The sequence below is a fragment of the Streptomyces sp. BRA346 genome (assembly GCF_052851135.1).
The window spans coordinates 203,718-220,932 of record NZ_JAIWIH010000012.1 but is presented as its reverse complement, the minus strand read 5'-3'; the positions used below and the strand labels follow the sequence as shown (position 1 = coordinate 220,932).

The following is a 17,215-nucleotide window of genomic DNA, read 5'->3' as shown; positions in this document are numbered from 1 at the left end:
CTCACGTCACCGCAGCCAGCCACGCTCCCGCAGGGCCGCAGTGAACGCGGCGTACGAGGCGTCGAGGGCTGCGTGCTCGCGCCCGTCCGGTTCGACGTCCCGGCCGGCGCCGACCATCGCGGCGGCGCTCGCCATGAGGTCCGGGTGGAGGGTCCCGGAGGCGGCCAGCAGGGCGGCGCCGAAGGCCGTTTCGGCATGGTCGGCGACGCGCAGCGGGCGGCCGAGGACGGTGGCGCGGATCCGGGTCCACAGCGGGCTGCGGCTGCCGCCGCCCGCGGCCCACAGCGGGCCCTCCACCGCCACGCCCAGCTCCGTCACCCGCTCCAACGCGAGGCGCTCCAGGAAGGCCACGCCCTCCAGCGTGGCGCGGTGCCGGTCGGCGTCGTCGGCCGGAGTGCCGAGGACGAAGCCCCGGGCGGCGCCGCTGACGAACGGGAAGCGCTCGCCCTCCCGGCGCAGCGGATACGCGACCACGGAGGCCGGGCCGCGGTCCGCGGCGGCGCGGTCGAGCGCGGGCAGGTGGTCGGACGGGACGTGCGCGAGGGCCTCGCCACCGGTGCTGGAGGCGCCGCCCGGCAGCCACCAGCCGTCGGGGTGGCGGTGGCTGTAGAGCGCGCCGGAGGGGTCGGCGAGCAGGTCGCGGGTGACGCCCTTGAGGACGTACGTGGTGCCGAGGATGCCCACGAACTGCCCGGGCCGCACGGCCCCGGTGGCGAGCTGTCCGGCGCAGCCGTCGGTCATGCCGAGCCGGACCGCGCACCCGATGGGCAGCCCTGTCTCCGCCGCGGCGTCCGCGCACACCGTGCCGATCGGCGTGGCCGGTGCCCGTACGGACGGCAGCCACCGGGCCGGTACGCCGAGCGCGTCGAACACCTCGCCCGGCCACTCCCCGGCGCGCGCGTCGTAGCCGCTCTTGAGCGCGTGCGACCAGTCGGTGGCCACGGGCCCGCCGGTGAGCCGCCACCCGACGAGGTCGGGGGTGTGGAGCAGATGCCGGGCGGCCTCATGGGCAACATGCCGGTTCCCCTGGGCCCGGTGCCCAAGGGCATCCGCATGCCGCTCCGCGCCCGCCAGCCAGGCAATGCGGCCGAGGGCGGCGGTCGGGGCGACCGACAGGCCGAGGGCCTGCCAGCGCGGCGCGCCCGCCTCCTGGGCGCGGGCGTTGAGCCCGGCGGCGCGGCGGTCGTCGTACATCAGGGCGGGGCCGAGGAGTTCGCCCCGGCCGTCCGCGAGGACGATCGTGCCGGAGGTGGCGGCGACGGCCACCGCCACGACCTCCCGGCCGCCCGCAGGAAGGGCCGCGGTGGCCTGGCGCAGGGCCGCCGCGACGGCGGGCCACCAGGCCGTGGCGTCCTGTTCGCTGTGGCCGCCCGCGCCCCGGCGCGGGGGCGGGAGTTCCGCGGTGCCCCGTGCCCGTACGCGCCCGTGCGCGTCGACGCACACCACCCGCACGGCCGCCGTGGCGATGTCGATCCCCGCGACGACCTCGGCCCGGTCGGACATCACCGATCACGCCCCTCACACGTGGAGTCAAGTTAACACTGACGATGTTAAGAAGGGCCGGGGGCGATCCTCACATCCGTACGCTCCCGCCACTCCCCCACCAGCCGGGCGTCCGCCGCACCGTCCACCACCAGATGGTCGAAGTCGGCCAGCGGGCACAGCCGGTGCAGCGCCGTACGCCGCGTCTTGGACGCGTCCATCAGCAGCGCCGTACGGGCCGCGGCGGCGAGCATGGCGCGCTTGACCAGCACCACGTCCTGCTCTTGGTGGTACGTGGTCGCCGCGTCCATGGCCGAGGTGCTGACCAGCGCCAGGTCCACCGAGACCGCCGCGATCGCCTCCGCGCACGGCACGCCGAGGAAGGAGTCATGGGTGTGCGAGTACTGCCCGCCGAGCCCGATCAGCCGGATCCGGGGCACCCCGGCGAAGACCTCGATCACCCGCCGGGCGTTGGTCACCACGGTCAGCGGGGCGGACTCCACCAGCAACGGGGCGAGCGCGAGGACGGTCGTGGAGTCGTCCAGCATCACCGACATCCCGGGCTCGACCAGCTCCGCGGCGGTGGCGGCCACCGCCTCCTTCTCGGCCCGGTGGGCGCCCATCCGATAGGCGAGGCTCGACTCGAAGACCGACGAGGGCAGGGCCGAGACCCCGCCCCGGAACTTGCGCAGCACCCCGAGCCGGGCCAGCTCGTCCAGGTCCCGGTGCACGGTCATCAGGCTGACGCCGGTGAGGTCGGCCAGCTCCGCCGCGGTGGCGGTGGAGTGCGCGAGGACGTATTCGGTGATGGTCTGTCTGCGGGCGTCCTGGGAGCGGACCGTGGTCATGGGCGGGTTCCTCCCGTAGCGCCGTCGGTGAGCACAATGTCGGTGGTGGGGACGTTCAGGGAGCGCAGCGCCGTGCGGTCGCCGTCGACGCCGATCTCGGTCACCGCCGCGTTGTCCAGCCGGGGGAAGACCGTGCGGTAGTGGCCGACGGGGATGCCGAGCAGGGTGCACAGCGCGGTCCGCAGCAAGCTGTTGTGCGCCACGACGAGCACCGTGCGGTCCGGATGCGCGGCGGCCAGCCGGCGCAGGGCGGCGACGGCGCGGGCCGCGGCCTCGCCGGGGCGCTCCGAGCCGGGGAAGGCGCCGGTCTCGGGGTCGTCGCGGAACGCCCGGACGGCCGCCGGGTCCTCCGCCTCCATCTCGGCGAGGGTGCGGCCCTCGCCCCAGCCGAAGTCCATCTCGCGCAGGTCCTCGACCACTTCGGGGACCAGGGACAGCGCGGTGGCGGCCGGTTCGGCGGTGTGCCGCGCCCGGCTCAGCGGGGAGCAGGCCACCGCGTCGATCTCCCGGCCCCGCGCCCAGTGGGCGAGGGCCCGTGCCTGCCGGTGGCCGCGCTCGGTCAGCGCGATGTCCGAGGTTCCGGCGTACCGGTTCTCCGCGTGCCACACGGTCTCCCCGTGGCGTACGAGCAGCAGTCGGGCGGTCATCCGGGTTCTCCCCTGCGTCCACCATGGCCTGAGCCATTGCCTGATCACGTCTCTGGTGTTAAATCTAGCATCACTCATGTGATGGAGCGCCGAGGTTCCGAAGGGAAGCAGGGCATGCGCATGATCATCGGAGTGGATGTCGGCACTTCCGTCACCAAGGCCGTGGCCTTCGGCCGCGACGGGGTCGCGCGCGCCTCCGCGGCCCGCCCCAGCCGACTGGACCGCCTGCCCGGCGGCCGGGTCGAACAGGACCTGGAGGACGTGCTGCGCACGGTCGCCGAGGTGGTGCGCGAGGTGGCCGCGGCGCTCCCCGGCCCGCCCGCCGCGCTCGCGCTCACCGGCCAGGGCGACGGGCTGTGGCTGCGCGACGAGGCGGGCCGGGCGGTGCGCCCGCCGATCTCCTGGCTGGACGGCCGGGGCGGCGGGACCATCGCCCGCTGGCGCGCCGACGGCACGCTCGAAGCCCTCTACGCGCTCACCGGCTCCGGGCTGTTCCCGGGCTGCCACGCGCCGCTGCTGCACTGGCTGGCCGAGCACGAGCCGGAGTCGCTGGAGCGGGCGGCGGTCGCGGGATACTGCGTGGACGCGGTGGCCCAGCGGCTGACCGGCGCCATCACCGTGGACGCCTCCGACGCGTCCCTGCCGTTCCTCGACGTCACCACTCGTACGTATGTGCCGGACGCCCTGGAACGCTGCGGTCTGTCCGGCCACGCCCGGCTGCTGCCGGACCCCGCCGCGCCCGGCACCGTCCTCGCGCTGGACGACGAGGGGGCCCGGCTGACCGGACTGCCGCCCGGACTGCCCGTGGTCTCCGGCCCGTACGACCTTCCGGCGTGCGCCATCGGCAGCGGGGTGCGGGACGTGGGCGACGGACTGCTCATCGTCGGCACCACGCTGGCCTGCCAGGTGCTCACCGACCGCGCGGCGGTGGACGCTTCGGCCGATCCGGCCGGAATGTGGCTGTGCACCCCCGACCCGGAGCGCTGGCTGCGCGCGATGCCCGCGATGGTCGGCACGGCCGCTCTGGAGTGGGTGCTCGATCTCACAGGCACGTCCACCACCGAACTCGACGCCCTGCTCGACGGCAGTCCGCCGGGCGCGAACGGCGTGACCGCGCTGCCCTTCCTGTCCGGCGCCGGGGAGCGCGCCCCGTTCGTGGAGCCCGCAGCCCAGGGGCGGTTGGACGGCCTCACCCTCGCCACCACCCGCGCCGACACCGTACGGGCCGTGTGCGAGGCCATCGCCTACGCGGCCCGCCACTGCCTGGAGGCGGCCGGGCTCTCGGGGCGGCTCGCGCTGTGCGGCGGAGGGGTGCGGTCCGCCGCCTGGACGGAGATTTTCGCGAACGTCATCGGCCGCCCGGTGGTCATTCCGGACGAGCCGGAGGTCGGCGCGCGGGGCGCGGTCGCGGTCGCGTGGCGGTCGCTCGGCGACCCCGTGGACGCGTCCCGGTGGCGCTCCGCGTCCCGTACGGTCGAGCCGCGGAGCGAGCTTCGCGGCGCGTACGAGGACGGCTACGCGGGCTACCGCGACCGCCTCGCCCGTGCCCTGGACGAATGGCGGACGAGCGGTCCGGCGAGCTAGTTTTCCCTGGGATTCCGGCGCGGCCAAAGCCCGCCGCGACTAGCACATCCATACGAATCCACCCAGCTGACGACACAACATCTGGGGGCGCGTGCGCAGCACGACACAAGATGTATGCTCGTCTCCGCTGTCGCCGCAGGGGAATCCGGCGCGAATCCGGAACTGTCCCGCAACGGTGTACGTGTGCGCTTTTGCGTACCCGTGAGTCCGATGACCTGCCGACGGCCGTCTGCATACGTCCGGGCCTCGCGGGTTGGGCCGATGGACGCTGCGTGGTGTGCCGTGAAGCGGAATCGGCATGCCCGTGAGCGGCCATCGCGCACTGCCTTCGCAGGCCCCAGCCGAGCGAGGGAGAACACTTCAGTGACCATCGCGCCCGCCGACCCGGTTTCAGAGGCAGCGGAAACTCCGGCAGCGGCCGACGCGCCCGGGACCGCCTTGTTGCGGACCCTCACCGGGCTCACCGCCGACCTGCCCGCCACCGACCCCGGCAAGGTCGCGGCCGCCGCCCTGCGCGGCCGCCATCCCGGTTCGGACGAGGCGGAGTTGCGCTCCCTGGCGACCGAGGCGGCGGCCGGACTCATCGGCGAGGAGCCGGAGTACTCCAAGCTCGCCGCGCGGCTGCTGACCCGCGCGATCGCCGAGGAGGCGGCCGGGCAGGGCGCGGACTCCTTCTCCGCGTCCGTCGCCGTGGGCCACCGCGAGGGCCTGATCGCCGACTCCACCGCCGAGTTCGTGACCGCCCACGCCGCCCGGCTGGACGCGCTGGTCGACCGGGCGCTGGCCGACGGCGCCGACGACCGCTTCGGCTACTTCGGGCTGCGCACCCTGCACAGCCGCTATCTGCTCCGCCACCCGATCACCCGTCAGGTGATCGAGACCCCGCAGCACTTCCTGCTGCGGGTGGCCTGCGGGCTCGCCGAGGACCTCACCGAGCGGGCGCTGGACGACGTCGCCGAGCTGTACCGGATGACGAGCACGCTGTCGTACCTGCCCAGCTCCCCCACGCTGTTCAACTCCGGCACCCGGCACCCGCAGATGTCCTCCTGCTATCTGCTGGACTCACCGCTGGACGAGCTGGACTCGATCTACAACCGCTACCACCAGGTGGCACGGCTGTCGAAGCACGCGGGCGGCATCGGTCTGTCGTACTCCCGCATCCGCGCCCGCGGTTCGCTGATCCGCGGCACCAACGGGCACTCCAACGGCATCGTGCCGTTCCTGCGCACGCTCGACGCCTCGGTGGCGGCCGTCAACCAGGGCGGCCGGCGCAAGGGCGCGGCCTGCGTCTACCTGGAGACCTGGCACGCGGACATCGAGGAGTTCCTGGAGCTGCGGGACAACACGGGCGAAGAGGCCCGCCGCACCCACAACCTCAACATCGCGCACTGGATCCCCGACGAGTTCATGCGCCGGGTCGAGGCGGACGCCGACTGGTCGCTGTTCTCGCCCGTGGACGCGCCCGAGCTGGTCGACCTGTGGGGCGAGGAGTTCGAGGCCGCGTACCGCAAGGCCGAGGCCGAAGGAAAGGCGCTCAAGCAGGTACCGGCCCGCCAGCTGTACGCCCGGATGATGCGCACCCTCGCGCAGACCGGCAACGGCTGGATGACGTTCAAGGACGCCGCCAACCGCACCGCCAACCAGACCGCCGAGGCGGGCCGGGTCGTCCACTCCTCCAACCTGTGCACCGAGATCCTGGAGGTCACCGACGACGGCGAGACGGCCGTCTGCAACCTCGGCTCGGTCAACCTCGCCGCCCACCTGGGCAAAGACGTCGGCGACGGGGAAGAGGTGATGGACTGGGAGCGGCTGGACCGCACCGTCCGCACCGCCGTGACCTTCCTCGACCGCGTGGTGGACATCAACTTCTACCCCACGGAAGAGGCCGGGGCCTCCAACTCCCGCTGGCGGCCGGTGGGGCTCGGCCTGATGGGCCTCCAGGACGTCTTCTTCCGGCTGCGGCTGCCGTTCGACTCGCCCGAGGCGCAGGCGCTCTCCACCCGGATCTCCGAGCGCATCATGCTCGCCGCGTACGAGGCGTCCTGCGACCTCGCCGAGCGCCACGGCCCGCACCCGGCCTGGGCCGAGACCCGCACCGCGCGCGGCGTGCTCCACCCGGACCACTACACCGGCGCGCAGGCCGCCTGGCCCGAGCGCTGGGAGGCGCTGCGCACCCGGATGGCGACGACCGGCATGCGGAACTCGCTGCTGCTGGCGATCGCGCCGACCGCCACCATCGCCTCCATCGCGGGCGTGTACGAGTGCATCGAGCCGCAGGTCTCCAACCTCTTCAAGCGCGAAACCCTCAGCGGTGAGTTCCTCCAGGTCAACAACTACCTGGTGAACGACCTGAAGAAGCTCGGCATATGGGACGCCCAGACCCGTGACGCGCTGCGCGAGGCCAACGGCTCGGTCCAGGACCTCTCCTGGGTGCCCAGGGACGTCCGCGACCTGTACCGCACCGCGTGGGAGATCCCGCAGCGCGCCCTGATCGACATGGCGGCGGCCCGCACCCCGTACCTCGACCAGAGCCAGTCGCTGAACCTCTTCATGGCGGCGCCGACCATCGGCAAGCTCAGCTCGATGTACGCGTACGCCTGGAAGCGCGGCATCAAGACCACCTACTACCTGCGCTCCCGCCCGGCGACCCGGATCGCCCAGAGCGCCCGCGGTGGCGCCGCCACGGCCACCGTCCCCGCCCCCGTCCCCGCCCAGCAGACGCCCGCCGAGGCCGACGCGGTCGCCTGCTCCCTGGAAAACCCCGAGTCCTGCGAGGCCTGCCAGTAATGCCCACCGCATCCGAGATGACCACCGCGAACACCGCGACGGATCACGCCAAGAACCTGCTCGACCCGGGCTTCGAGCTGACCCTGCGGCCGATGCGGTACCCGCAGTTCTACGACCGCTACCGGGACGCGATCAAGAACACCTGGACCGTGGAAGAGGTCGACCTCCACTCGGACGTCGCCGACCTCGCCAAGCTGTCCCCCGGTGAGCAGCACATGATCAGCCGACTGGTGGCGTTCTTCGCGACCGGCGACTCGATCGTGTCCAACAACCTGGTGCTGACGCTCTACAAGCACATCAACTCCCCCGAGGCGCGGCTGTATCTGTCGCGGCAGCTCTTCGAGGAGGCCGTGCACGTCCAGTTCTATCTGACCCTGCTGGACACCTACCTGCCCGATCCGGACGATCGCGCGGCGTCCTTCGCGGCGGTCGAGAACATCCCCTCCATCCGGGAGAAGGCGGAATTCTGTTTCCGCTGGATGGACTCGGTGGAGAAGATCGACCGCCTGGAGACCAAGGCCGACCGCCGCCGCTTCCTGCTCAACCTGATCTGCTTCGCGGCCTGCATCGAGGGCCTCTTCTTCTACGGCGCCTTCGCCTACGTCTACTGGTTCCGCTCGCGCGGCCTCCTCCACGGCCTCGCGACCGGCACCAACTGGGTGTTCCGCGACGAGTCCATGCACATGGAGTTCGCCTTCTCCGTCGTGGACACCGTTCGCGAGGAGGAGCCCGACCTCTTCGACGACGAGCTGGAGCGCCAGGTCACCGACATGCTGAAGGAGGCCGTCCAGGCGGAGCTCCAGTTCGCCCACGACCTCTGCGGCGACGGCCTGCCGGGTATGAACACCGAATCGATGCGCGCCTACCTGGAGTGCGTCGCCGACCAGCGCCTGGCCCGCCTCGGCTTCCCCGCGGTCTTCGGCTCGGAGAACCCGTTCTCCTTCATGGAGCTCCAGGACGTCCAGGAGCTGACCAACTTCTTCGAACGCCGCGCCTCGGCCTACCAGGTCGCGGTCGAGGGCTCGGTCTCCTTCGACGACGACTTCTGACCGTCTCCGGGGGCATACCCCCTCGCTTCCCGACACGGCCGCACTCCTTCCGGAGCGCGGCCGTGTCGTCGTTGACATCCCCTGTCGCCGACGGAACATTGGTCTGGCTCGGTTCACATAACACTGAATCACCGAGGGGGGCACATGGGGCACAAAGGGGACGGCTTCTCTATCGACAACACTTCCATCAACGGCAGTTCGAATCTGCTGATCGAGATGGCGGGGCTGCTCTATGAAGGGCGTCCTGACGGCGACCTCTGCACCATGGCACGAGCGCCACGTGCCCATCCTGACGTGGCGGCCAAAGCCGACCGGTTCGCCCGCTTCGCGAACGACCAGTACCAGGACCTGACGACGCTGCTCGCCGCACTCTCCACTCGCCTTCGGGAAACCGGCAGCAGCTATGTCGACTTCGACGGAGACGTCGCGGAAGGCCTCATGAACGCCCTCCTGGAACTGGGTCAGTACGTCGCGCCGGAAGACAGGTGAGTCGGGGGATGACGTATCGCAAGGATGTCGAATTCCTCGAAGACTGCAATCCCAAGCTCGTCGAGCGCAATTCCGATGAATTCCGCCGACTGCGTGACCTGCTGCTCGAGATCGAACCCGCCGCGAAACGCGCCGCCACCGGCACGGAGTGGGTGAGCAAGAGCCGCGAGCCCTACGACGACCGGCTGCGTCAAGCCCGTGACATGATCGCGCACCTCGCCGAAGGCTACGACGCGGCCCGCAAGGCGCTGCTGCACTACTCCGCGGCGCTGGACACCGCCAAGGCCCACTACTCCAACGGCAAGGCAGCCGAGCAGACCCTCGCGGATCTCATCGCACAGGTCGGCCAGGCCGTCACGCGTACGGCCCAGGAGGCCGAGCCGATGCGCCAGTGGGAGGACATGCGCGGCACCACCGGCTTCCTGGACTGGGCCGCTGAACTCACCATGGACATCGACGACATCAAGGACGATGCCAACCGCGCACACGATCAGGCGAGTTCGGACTTCGGCAATGCGAAGACGGTCGAAAAGGACGCGCGCGACGACTGTCTCGCCACGCTGAGGAAGGCGTACAAGGCTCTGCCCGATTTCCGCGGCGGCAGTTTTGCCGACGCCAAGGATCTGCTCGACAGCATCCCGGCGCTCCGCAGGGAGGCGGGCGAGGCCCGCAAGGACCCCCTCACCCGGCTCGAGGGCAGTGGCCCCAAGGCGGAGTTCGCTCCCCCGGTGGGCAAGGATGACGTCTCTCCCGCGCTCTGGGACATCCGCATGAAGCTCCAGGACCTTCCTGAGGCAACCGACAGCTACTGGATCCCGCCCCTGTCGAACGGGGACCGGGCCGAGTGGATCTCGGCGAACAAGGACATCATCAACGCCGCCGCGAAGCACTCGGGCCTGACCCCGGAGTTGGTCGCGGGCATCGCCTGGCAGGAGGTCGGCGGCCAGCCCGGGCCGGCGGACGACGTCACCGACTCGGTCCGGGAGATAGCGGAGCAGGACTGGTTCCCCGTCACCCCGGAGAACCTCCCCGGCCGGCTCGGCGGTGACAAGGACGAGACCTCCTTCGGTCCCATCGCGATCCAGGTGCGACGCGGTGCGGAGGTGCTCGGCTACGACCCCGAAAACCTCACCGGCAGCCAACGCGACCAGGTCGAGGCGGCCCTACAGGACCCCGGGCAGAACATCTTCATCGCTTCCGAATACCTCGCGATGCTGAAGGCCGAGAGCGACTTCGCCGATGTACCTGCCGACCAGATGACACCGGAGCAGCGCCAGGAGCTGGGGGCCCGCTACAACGGCGGACCGTACTGGCAGGACGGCAGCGCGCAGAACTACGGTAAGGCCTTCGACGGCAACCTGAAGGACGCGCGGAGGGCCCTGGAGTGACCAGCTTTCTTCGGTGGGCCGGTGCGGCGGTCCTGGTCCTCGCGAACGTCCTCAATGTCTACTTCGCCTTTTGGGCGCTGGTGACGGAGCCGGGCGGCAGCTGGGATGAGAACACGCTCACCGGCATCGAGACGGCGTCGTTCGTCGTGGTCGTCGTGGGGGTCGTGACCCTGCTGCTCGCGGCCCTTCCGGTCAGGAAGGGGGCGCTCAGCCGGTGGTGGCTGGCGCCGCCCGCGGTGTTCATCGTCCTGGGGGCAGCACGCTGGACGTACGTCGCGCAGTACTACCCCCAGGCGGCGAACGGCCCCTGACCCACGCCGGCCTCAGTCGTTCGGCACCGTCTCGTAGCGCGCGGTGCCCTCGGCCATCTGCCGGAGGACGTCCTTGCGGTCGCGCTTGGAGAGGCGGTCGATGTAGAGGTAGCCGTAGAGGTGGTCCGTCTCGTGCTGGAGGCAGCGGGCGAAGTAGCCGGTGCCGCGCACGGTGATCGGCTTGCCCGCGGCGTCCTGGCCGCGCACCACCGCATAGTCCGGGCGGGGCAGCTCGCAGTAGGCGGTGGGGACCGACAGGCAGCCCTCGTTGGAGTCGTCCAGGACGCGGCGGTCGGCGGGCAGCTCCTCCAGGACCGGGTTGCAGACCACGCCGACGTGACGTACGCCCTCGTCGTCCAGGCAGTCGTAGACGAAGACCTTGAGGTCGACGCCGATCTGGTTGGCGGCCAGGCCCACGCCCTCCGCCGCCCGCTGGCTGGCGAACATGTCGTCCACCAGCGCCGCGAGCTCGTCGCCGAACTCGGTGACGTCCTGGCACTCCTTGTGGAGCACCGGGTTGCCGACGACGGTGATCGGGCGGGCGGTGCCGCGCTCGCGGTACGCCCGCTCGCGCTCCTCGCAGTCCTCCGTGTCCACGACGAACTCGTCGTCCACCTGCTGCTTCGTGGTCCCTTGCTGCGACATCGTCCGCCGTACGCCTTCCTTCAAACCCTGATGCGTCGCCCTACAGGGTACGGCCCGCAGGTGAGGCCAGGGGGATCAGTGGCCCTTTCCGGGCATTCAGCAGACCTCAGCAGACCTCTTCAAGGTCTCGCCACTCCCGGGTGTCCGGGCTGTCGGCGACCCAGCCGTCCAGCAGCCCCCGCACCAGCCCGCTGGGGGCGGCGATCCCGCATTCGCGCTCGGCGACCCACAGCGAGCCCGAGCCCGCCGTGCGGTGTCCCAGCGGACCGGGGTGGCCCGGCTCGCTGTGGTCGTGCGGGTCCAGGTGCTCGCCCTCGCCCTCGTCGCTGGGCATCCGGCTCTCCGAACAGGAGCGGCACAGCAGCCGCACCGACGACGACCAGTCCTCGGCGGCGAAGCCCGCGTCGGCCGCCAGCCGCTCCAGGGCGTCCCGGTCGGCCTCGGTGGCCGCCTCCAGCAGCACCACCCAGGTCGGCACCGGGGACGGCGCCCACAGCTCGATCTCGTCGAAGACCGGGTAGGCCGGGCCCGCGGCGGTCACGCGCTCACCGTGCGGAACGCCGTCGTGCAGCACGACCTCGCCCCAGCGCCGCCCGGAGGACGGCAGCGGGATCGACAGCACCTCGATCCGGGCCGGGTCCAGCCGACGGCCCCAGACCACCTCGGCCTCGCCCTCGGGCGACAGCCGCACCGCCGCGCTGCCCAGCTCCATGCCGAGCGGCTCACCGGACGCGGACGCCTCCCCGGGCACCTTCAGCCCGTACGCCTGCCAGGCGCGGCGGGCCAGCGGCCAGTCCTGGAGGGCGGTCGCGGCGATGCCCACGTTCCACCAGTCGGGAGCGCCCGCCTCGCGGTCCAGCAGGGCGACGGCGCGCAGCCCTGCGGCCCGGGCCTGCTCCCAGTCGTGCCGGAACTTGTGCAGCAGCGCGAGGTTGAACCAGGACTCCGACAGCCACGGCTCCAGGTCGGCGGCGCGGGTGAGCAGCGCTCCCGCGTCCTCGTACCGGCCGTCGCCGATGAGCGTGAACGCACGGTCCGTGGCCTGCCGCCATGAGGCGGACGGCCGGTGCCGTACCTTGCCGAAGATCTTCACGATTCCCGCCTGCCGGTATCGAAGTAGTCCCGTACCAGAGCCTTGCGCGGACGGTGTCGCCCTCCCTGGAAGACAACCTGCCACACATCCGCGGACATCTCAGCCCAGCCCCTCACGCTTCGGCCGGGAGACGATGCCCACCACACCTCCTTGCCACCGGCCATCGGCCCGACACCCCTCTCTCGCATCCAACCATGCCTCTTGGGAGACCCGCTCATTACCGGCGAGTTCCACCTTCGTCACCGGGTTCCTCACCGCGGGCGGTCGTACGCCGGGCGGGACAGCACTGTCGCCAGCGCCTCCACCACCGCCGGATCGAAGTCCCGCGCGGTGGCCAGCCGCAGCCGCTCCAGGGCGCACAGCGGCGCCGCACCCCCCTGTCCCGCGGCCGCCGGGCCTCCCGCCGCCTCGGAGTACGCGTTCACCGCGCGCACGATACGCGCGGACAGGGGCTGTTCGCGGTACGGGTCCGCCTGCCGTTCGACGATCACCGCGACCTCCGCGGGCACCCCCGTCTGCCGTACCACGGCACCCCCCAGCAACGCGATTCGCCGCTGCTCGGCACGGGTCAGCGGCTCGGTCGCCCCGGCCGGAACCGGGTCCACCAGGGACAGCTGCCCGATGTCGTGCATCAGCGCCGCGTATTCCAGCACAGTCAGGGCGGGCTCGGAAAGCCCCAGCTCACGGCCGACCGCCCGGCTGAGCCCGGCGACCTTACGGGCATGCCCGGCCGGGGTGTACCCGGCGATCTCGGTCGAGCGGGCCAGGGAGGCGATGGTCTGCCGGCAGGTGGCCCGGATCGCGGCGTAGCGGCGGAACGAGTACTGGATCAGCAGCGGCGGCAGCGCCAGCACCGGCAGGGCCCACAGCCCGGTGACGGCCACCGTGAGCGCCATCACCACCCCGGTCGCGCAGATCGCCGACCCTATGCCGGTCAGCGCGCGCAGTTCGTCGCGCAGCAGCGGCCCGTACGGCCAGCCGGTGCGGGCGCGGGCCAGGGCGGCCGCGAGCACCGCGTCGCACAGCGCGGTCAGGGCCAGCACGCCCAGCAAGTAGCCGACGAGGGCGGGGCCGTGCCCCAGCCAGGAGACCAACCGGCCGGTGTGGTGCAACGGTTGGAAGCAGGTGGCCGCGAACCCCACGGTCAGCACGCGCCGGGCGGTGTGGCCCGGGTCGGCCGGGCGCCCGAGCGCCATGCGCGGCACCAGGCCCGTCAGGGAGGCCGCCACGACGACGGTGACGACCTGGAGCACCCCATGGCTGGTGGGCTCCCCGCCCAGCCGCCCCAGCAGCGCGTACCCGAGGGCGCCCGCGGCGGCCAGGGGCGTGGGCTCGCCGCGCTGCTCGTGCGCCCCGCTCGCGCGCGGGAGCGCGGCCGGGGCGTCACCACACCGGATGGCTTCCCCGAGGGCGATGAGCAGCCCGAAGGCGAGCGCCGCCCCCGGCTCGCGTATCCCGTGCCACTCCGTCCAGGCGAGCGCCACCACGGCGAGCGCCCCGGCGGCGCCGTACACCCCGGCGAGGGTGACCCTGCCGCCCCGCCGCCGGGTCGGAGGCGGGCCCCCGGCACGCATCGTCCGGGCCCGCCGGACAGCCCGCGCGTGCCGCTCCGCGAGCCGCCCGAGGCCGCCGCCCGGCCCGGCGCTCCGGTCCCGGTCCGGGCCCCGGGCCGCGTCTCGGGTCCGGCCATCCGGGTCGGGCGCCCGGACCGGGACACCGGCCTGGGATTCCTCGGCGTCGCCGGAGCCACCGGATGGCCCGGGCCCGCCTCCACCCCGCGCCCGGCCGGACCGGGGCTCCTGCGAGTCGCGGCGGGCCCCGACCGCGCTCCCGCGCGCCCCGCTCACGGCCCACTCCGCCGCGTCCCGGTCCCGGTCAAAAACCTGTGCCGGGCCAGGGCCGTCTGCCCCGCGGGCCCCGGCTGAGCCGCGGCCGCCGGGCGTCCCGGCCTCGCCCCCGCCGCGCGCCCTGGCGGACCGCGGGCGCGAGTCTTCGCCGTCGGGGGCCCGCCCCGCCGGGCCGGGCGCGCCACCGCGCCGGGCGGTCACGCGCCGCCGCCGGAGCGCGAGCCGTCGGGCGGCGGGGCGGCGGACGGGGGCGCCGCGGCGCGTACGAGCGGGGCGGGCGGGGGCGGCGGGACGTTTCCGCGCTCGTCGGCGGCGCCCCCGGCGCCCGTCACCGCGTCCGTACGGGCCTCCGTACGGGCGTCCGCGGTGACCGCCGCGTGCCAGCCGTGGCGGTCCAGCGCGCGGGCCAGGGCCCGCACCATGCGCGGGTCGAACTGCGAACCCGCGCACCGCTTCAGCTCCGCGACCGCCGTGTCCACCGGGCGGGCCCTGCTGTACGTACGCGTCGAGGTCATCGCGTCGAACGCGTCCGCGACCGCCACCACCCGCGCGAACTCCGGGATCTGCGCCCCGGCCAGCCCGTACGGGTAGCCGCTGCCGTCCAGCCGCTCGTGGTGGTGCAGGATCGCCGTCCGCGCCTCGCCCAGGAAGCGGATGCCGCGCACCATCTCGTGGCCGTATTCGGGGTGCAGCTCGATGACGCGGCGCTCCTCCGGGGTCAGCGGGCCGTTCTTGCGCAGCAGCCGGGTGGGGACGCCGAGCTTGCCCACGTCGTGCAGGATGCCCGCGATGCGCAGGGCCTCCAGCCGGTCGCCGCTCATGCCCAGCTCGCGGGCGATCATCACGGAGGCGCGGCCGACCCGCTCGCTGTGGCCCCGGGTGTAGCGGTCCTTGATGTCGACCGCCTGGACGAGGGCGCGGATGGTGGCCTGGTGGGCGGCGCGCTCGCGGTGGTAGAGCGCGAAGACGCAGGCGCAGACGTACATCGGCAGCAGCACCAGCAGGGCCGCCGCCGGTCCGTACGGGCTGGCCCACAGCACCGCCATGGCGAGCCCGGCGGGCCCGTGGACCAGCTGCGGCGCCAGCGCGCTCAGGTGGCGTCCGCGCCAGGCGGCGCGGGCCGAGCGGCGCTCGGCGAGGACCAGCACCCCGCCTTCGAGGGCGGCGGTGACCAGCCCCAGCACGAGCGCGGCGACCGGGGCGGCGGCCAGGGCCCGCGGAAAACCGGGCACACCGGGGTTCTCGGCGGCGCGCAGGGCGTACGGGCCGCAGAGGGCCCGGAAGGCGTGCGCGGCGGCCCAGACGGCCAGTGAGAGCTGTGCGGCGCGCCAGGCGCGGCGTACCGGCGCGGGCTGCCGCTCGACCCGCCCCAGCAGCGCCCCGGGCACCGCGACGAGCGCCGCGGCGGCCGGCGGCAGCAGAAAAGCCCCGGCCAGGAGGACGGGGCTGCACCATTCGGGGGACGGGGCCCGCACCGTACGGGACCCCACCGCGTACACCGCGGCGAGCAGGATCACCGTGGCCCACGGGACGGCCGCCTGGGACCACAGCACCGGGGCGGCGCACAGCGCCCCGGCGAGAACGGCGCTGAGCACATAGGCGCGCGCCCCGAGAGGAAGTGCCCGCAACGACCGCCCTCCTCCCCATCCACATCCGGTCGCCGCCCCGTCCGGGGCGGGTCAGATTGGGGAGAATAGGGCCGCATGCGGCGGGCGGGGACGGATGGACCGCCCGATTGCACCCCTTCGGGTGATGATCGGACCGTTCGGTAAACGCCGCCCGCGGCCCGCGGGCCAGGGTCACACCCGGGCGGTCACACCCGGGCAGTCACACCTCGGCGGTCACTCCTGGGCGGTGGCGGGCCGGGACGCCTCGGCGGTCTCCGCGCCGGTGCCGGGCTCCGCGGTGAGCTCGCGCTCGGGCACGGCCTGCCCGGAGCGGATCAGCTCGATGCGGCCCATGACCTTCGAGCGGAGGTCGGCGGGCACGTCGTCATGCCCGCAGCACCGCTTGACCAGCTTCTTCACGGCCTGCTCCAGGCCGTACTTCTCCAGACAGGGGGAGCACTCGTCGAAGTGCACCTCGAACTTGGCACAGTCCCCGTCGGGCATCTCGCGATCGAGGAACTCGTAGAGATGGTCGAGGACCTCGGAGCAATCCGTCTCGTGCGGCTCTCCGCAGCTCATGAGTCCGCGCCTTTCCGATCGTGCGACCCGTCCGCCGCCGCACCGGACGCGCCCGCCGGGACGAGCCCGCGCCCACGGGCGTAGTCCTCCAGCATTTCGCGCAGCTGACGGCGCCCACGGTGCAGACGGGACATCACCGTACCGATGGGTGTCCCCATGATGTCGGCGATCTCCTTGTACGCAAACCCCTCGACATCCGCGAGATAGACCGCGATCCGGAACTCCTCGGGAATGGCCTGAAGAGCCTCCTTGACATCCGAATCAGGAAGGTGATCCAGGGCCTGGGACTCGGCGGACCGCAGACCGGTCGACATATGCGACTCGGCGCGCGCGAGCTGCCAGTCCTCGATCTCCTCGGCCGCACTGCGCTGGGGTTCGCGCTGCTTCTTGCGGTACGAGTTGATGAAGGTATTGGTGAGAATGCGGTACAGCCACGCCTTGAGGTTGGTGCCCTCGCGGAATTGGTGGAAGGACCCGTATGCCTTCGCGTACGTCTCCTGCACGAGGTCCTCTGCGTCGGCCGGATTACGGGTCATGCGCAGCGCGGCAGAGTACATCTGGTCGAGGAACGTCAAGGCGTCGCGCTCGAAGCGCGCGTTGCGCTCCGCGGACGTCTCCTGCCGCTGCTCGTCCTGCGCTCCCTCGATGACGCCGTCGGTCTCTGCGTCGGTCCCAGTGACCTGACCCACCTCCTCCGTATTCGCGGCGGTACCCGATGCGGACCCGCTCGAATCGGAGAATAGACGACGATCCGGTCCGCCCGCCGCCTCGATCTTCGCGGTCTGCTCCGCCTCCATCTGACGCCAGTCCAGGTCAGCGGCGTGCGGGCGGGCCGGGCAAGCAAGCGAACCCATGCGGG

15 protein-coding genes and 1 riboswitch are annotated in these 17,215 nt (G+C 72.7%); of the genes, 6 read left to right on the top strand and 9 right to left on the bottom strand.

The features are described from left to right. Nucleotides 1-6: 6 nt before the first annotated feature. From LCH29_RS17355 to LCH29_RS17345, 3 genes are read right to left on the bottom strand one after another with little or no spacing between them, the layout of a single operon-like run. On the bottom strand, nucleotides 7-1,503 hold the full coding sequence (locus LCH29_RS17355; RefSeq protein WP_446462625.1) for an FGGY-family carbohydrate kinase: 1,497 nt from the start codon (nucleotides 1,501-1,503) through the stop codon (nucleotides 7-9). Between the two features lie 47 nt (nucleotides 1,504-1,550). Further along, nucleotides 1,551-2,330: a DeoR/GlpR family DNA-binding transcription regulator gene (locus tag LCH29_RS17350; protein ID WP_123108237.1), complete on the bottom strand. Its 780-nt coding sequence runs from the start codon at nucleotides 2,328-2,330 to the stop codon at nucleotides 1,551-1,553. Next, nucleotides 2,327-2,977: a histidine phosphatase family protein gene (locus LCH29_RS17345; RefSeq protein WP_446462624.1), complete on the bottom strand. Its 651-nt coding sequence runs from the start codon at nucleotides 2,975-2,977 to the stop codon at nucleotides 2,327-2,329. Before LCH29_RS17345 ends, LCH29_RS17350 begins: the two co-directional genes overlap by 4 nt. Nucleotides 2,978-3,091: 114 nt before the next feature. On the opposite strand from LCH29_RS17345, the gene LCH29_RS17340 reads away from it, so the two are divergent. The 6 genes from LCH29_RS17340 to LCH29_RS17315 all read left to right on the top strand — a co-directional run bounded on the left by LCH29_RS17340 (nucleotide 3,092) and on the right by LCH29_RS17315 (nucleotide 10,585). Continuing rightward, entirely contained in the window at nucleotides 3,092-4,561 is a 1,470-nt protein-coding gene (locus tag LCH29_RS17340) for an FGGY family carbohydrate kinase (RefSeq protein WP_446462623.1), read from the top strand. Between the two features lie 114 nt (nucleotides 4,562-4,675). Next, nucleotides 4,676-4,798: riboswitch (cobalamin riboswitch) on the top strand. 126 nt (nucleotides 4,799-4,924) lie between these two features. Then, nucleotides 4,925-7,348 carry a ribonucleoside-diphosphate reductase subunit alpha gene (locus LCH29_RS17335; protein WP_446462622.1) on the top strand — a complete coding sequence of 808 codons (2,424 nt, stop codon included), beginning with the start codon at nucleotides 4,925-4,927 and terminating at the stop codon, nucleotides 7,346-7,348. A gap of 17 nt (nucleotides 7,349-7,365) precedes the next feature. Then, nucleotides 7,366-8,397 (top strand): ribonucleotide-diphosphate reductase subunit beta, encoded by a 1,032-nt coding sequence (locus tag LCH29_RS17330; protein WP_446462621.1) that lies wholly within the window; start codon nucleotides 7,366-7,368, stop codon nucleotides 8,395-8,397. Nucleotides 8,398-8,541: 144 nt separating this feature from the next. Then, complete coding sequence (locus LCH29_RS17325) at nucleotides 8,542-8,886, top strand: hypothetical protein (RefSeq protein ID WP_446462620.1); 345 nt, start codon at nucleotides 8,542-8,544, stop codon at nucleotides 8,884-8,886. Between the two features lie 8 nt (nucleotides 8,887-8,894). After that, nucleotides 8,895-10,274, top strand: coding sequence for a hypothetical protein (locus LCH29_RS17320; RefSeq protein WP_446462619.1), 1,380 nt, complete (start codon nucleotides 8,895-8,897; stop codon nucleotides 10,272-10,274). Next, nucleotides 10,271-10,585: a hypothetical protein gene (locus LCH29_RS17315; RefSeq protein WP_446462618.1), complete on the top strand. Its 315-nt coding sequence runs from the start codon at nucleotides 10,271-10,273 to the stop codon at nucleotides 10,583-10,585. The genes LCH29_RS17320 and LCH29_RS17315 overlap by 4 nt, the downstream gene beginning before the upstream one ends. 12 nt (nucleotides 10,586-10,597) lie before the next feature. Here LCH29_RS17315 and def read toward each other — a convergent pair whose 3' ends face one another. The 6 genes from def to LCH29_RS17285 all read right to left on the bottom strand — a co-directional run bounded on the left by def (nucleotide 10,598) and on the right by LCH29_RS17285 (nucleotide 17,045). Then, nucleotides 10,598-11,230, bottom strand: coding sequence for a peptide deformylase (def, locus tag LCH29_RS17310; protein ID WP_446462617.1), 633 nt, complete (start codon nucleotides 11,228-11,230; stop codon nucleotides 10,598-10,600). 106 nt (nucleotides 11,231-11,336) lie between these two features. Continuing rightward, nucleotides 11,337-12,323 carry a tetratricopeptide repeat protein gene (locus LCH29_RS17305; protein ID WP_055547955.1) on the bottom strand — a complete coding sequence of 329 codons (987 nt, stop codon included), beginning with the start codon at nucleotides 12,321-12,323 and terminating at the stop codon, nucleotides 11,337-11,339. A 251-nt stretch (nucleotides 12,324-12,574) separates the two neighbouring features. After that, on the bottom strand, nucleotides 12,575-13,897 hold the full coding sequence (locus tag LCH29_RS17300; protein ID WP_446462743.1) for an HD-GYP domain-containing protein: 1,323 nt from the start codon (nucleotides 13,895-13,897) through the stop codon (nucleotides 12,575-12,577). A 470-nt stretch (nucleotides 13,898-14,367) separates the two neighbouring features. Further along, on the bottom strand, nucleotides 14,368-15,798 hold the full coding sequence (locus tag LCH29_RS17295; RefSeq protein WP_446462616.1) for an HD-GYP domain-containing protein: 1,431 nt from the start codon (nucleotides 15,796-15,798) through the stop codon (nucleotides 14,368-14,370). Between the two features lie 213 nt (nucleotides 15,799-16,011). After that, nucleotides 16,012-16,356, bottom strand: a complete 345-nt coding sequence (gene rsrA / locus LCH29_RS17290; RefSeq protein ID WP_446462615.1) for a mycothiol system anti-sigma-R factor — start codon at nucleotides 16,354-16,356, stop codon at nucleotides 16,012-16,014. Further along, on the bottom strand, nucleotides 16,353-17,045 hold the full coding sequence (locus LCH29_RS17285) for a sigma-70 family RNA polymerase sigma factor (RefSeq protein WP_425473001.1): 693 nt from the start codon (nucleotides 17,043-17,045) through the stop codon (nucleotides 16,353-16,355). Before LCH29_RS17285 ends, rsrA begins: the two co-directional genes overlap by 4 nt. Between the last annotated feature and the right edge of the window lie 170 nt (nucleotides 17,046-17,215).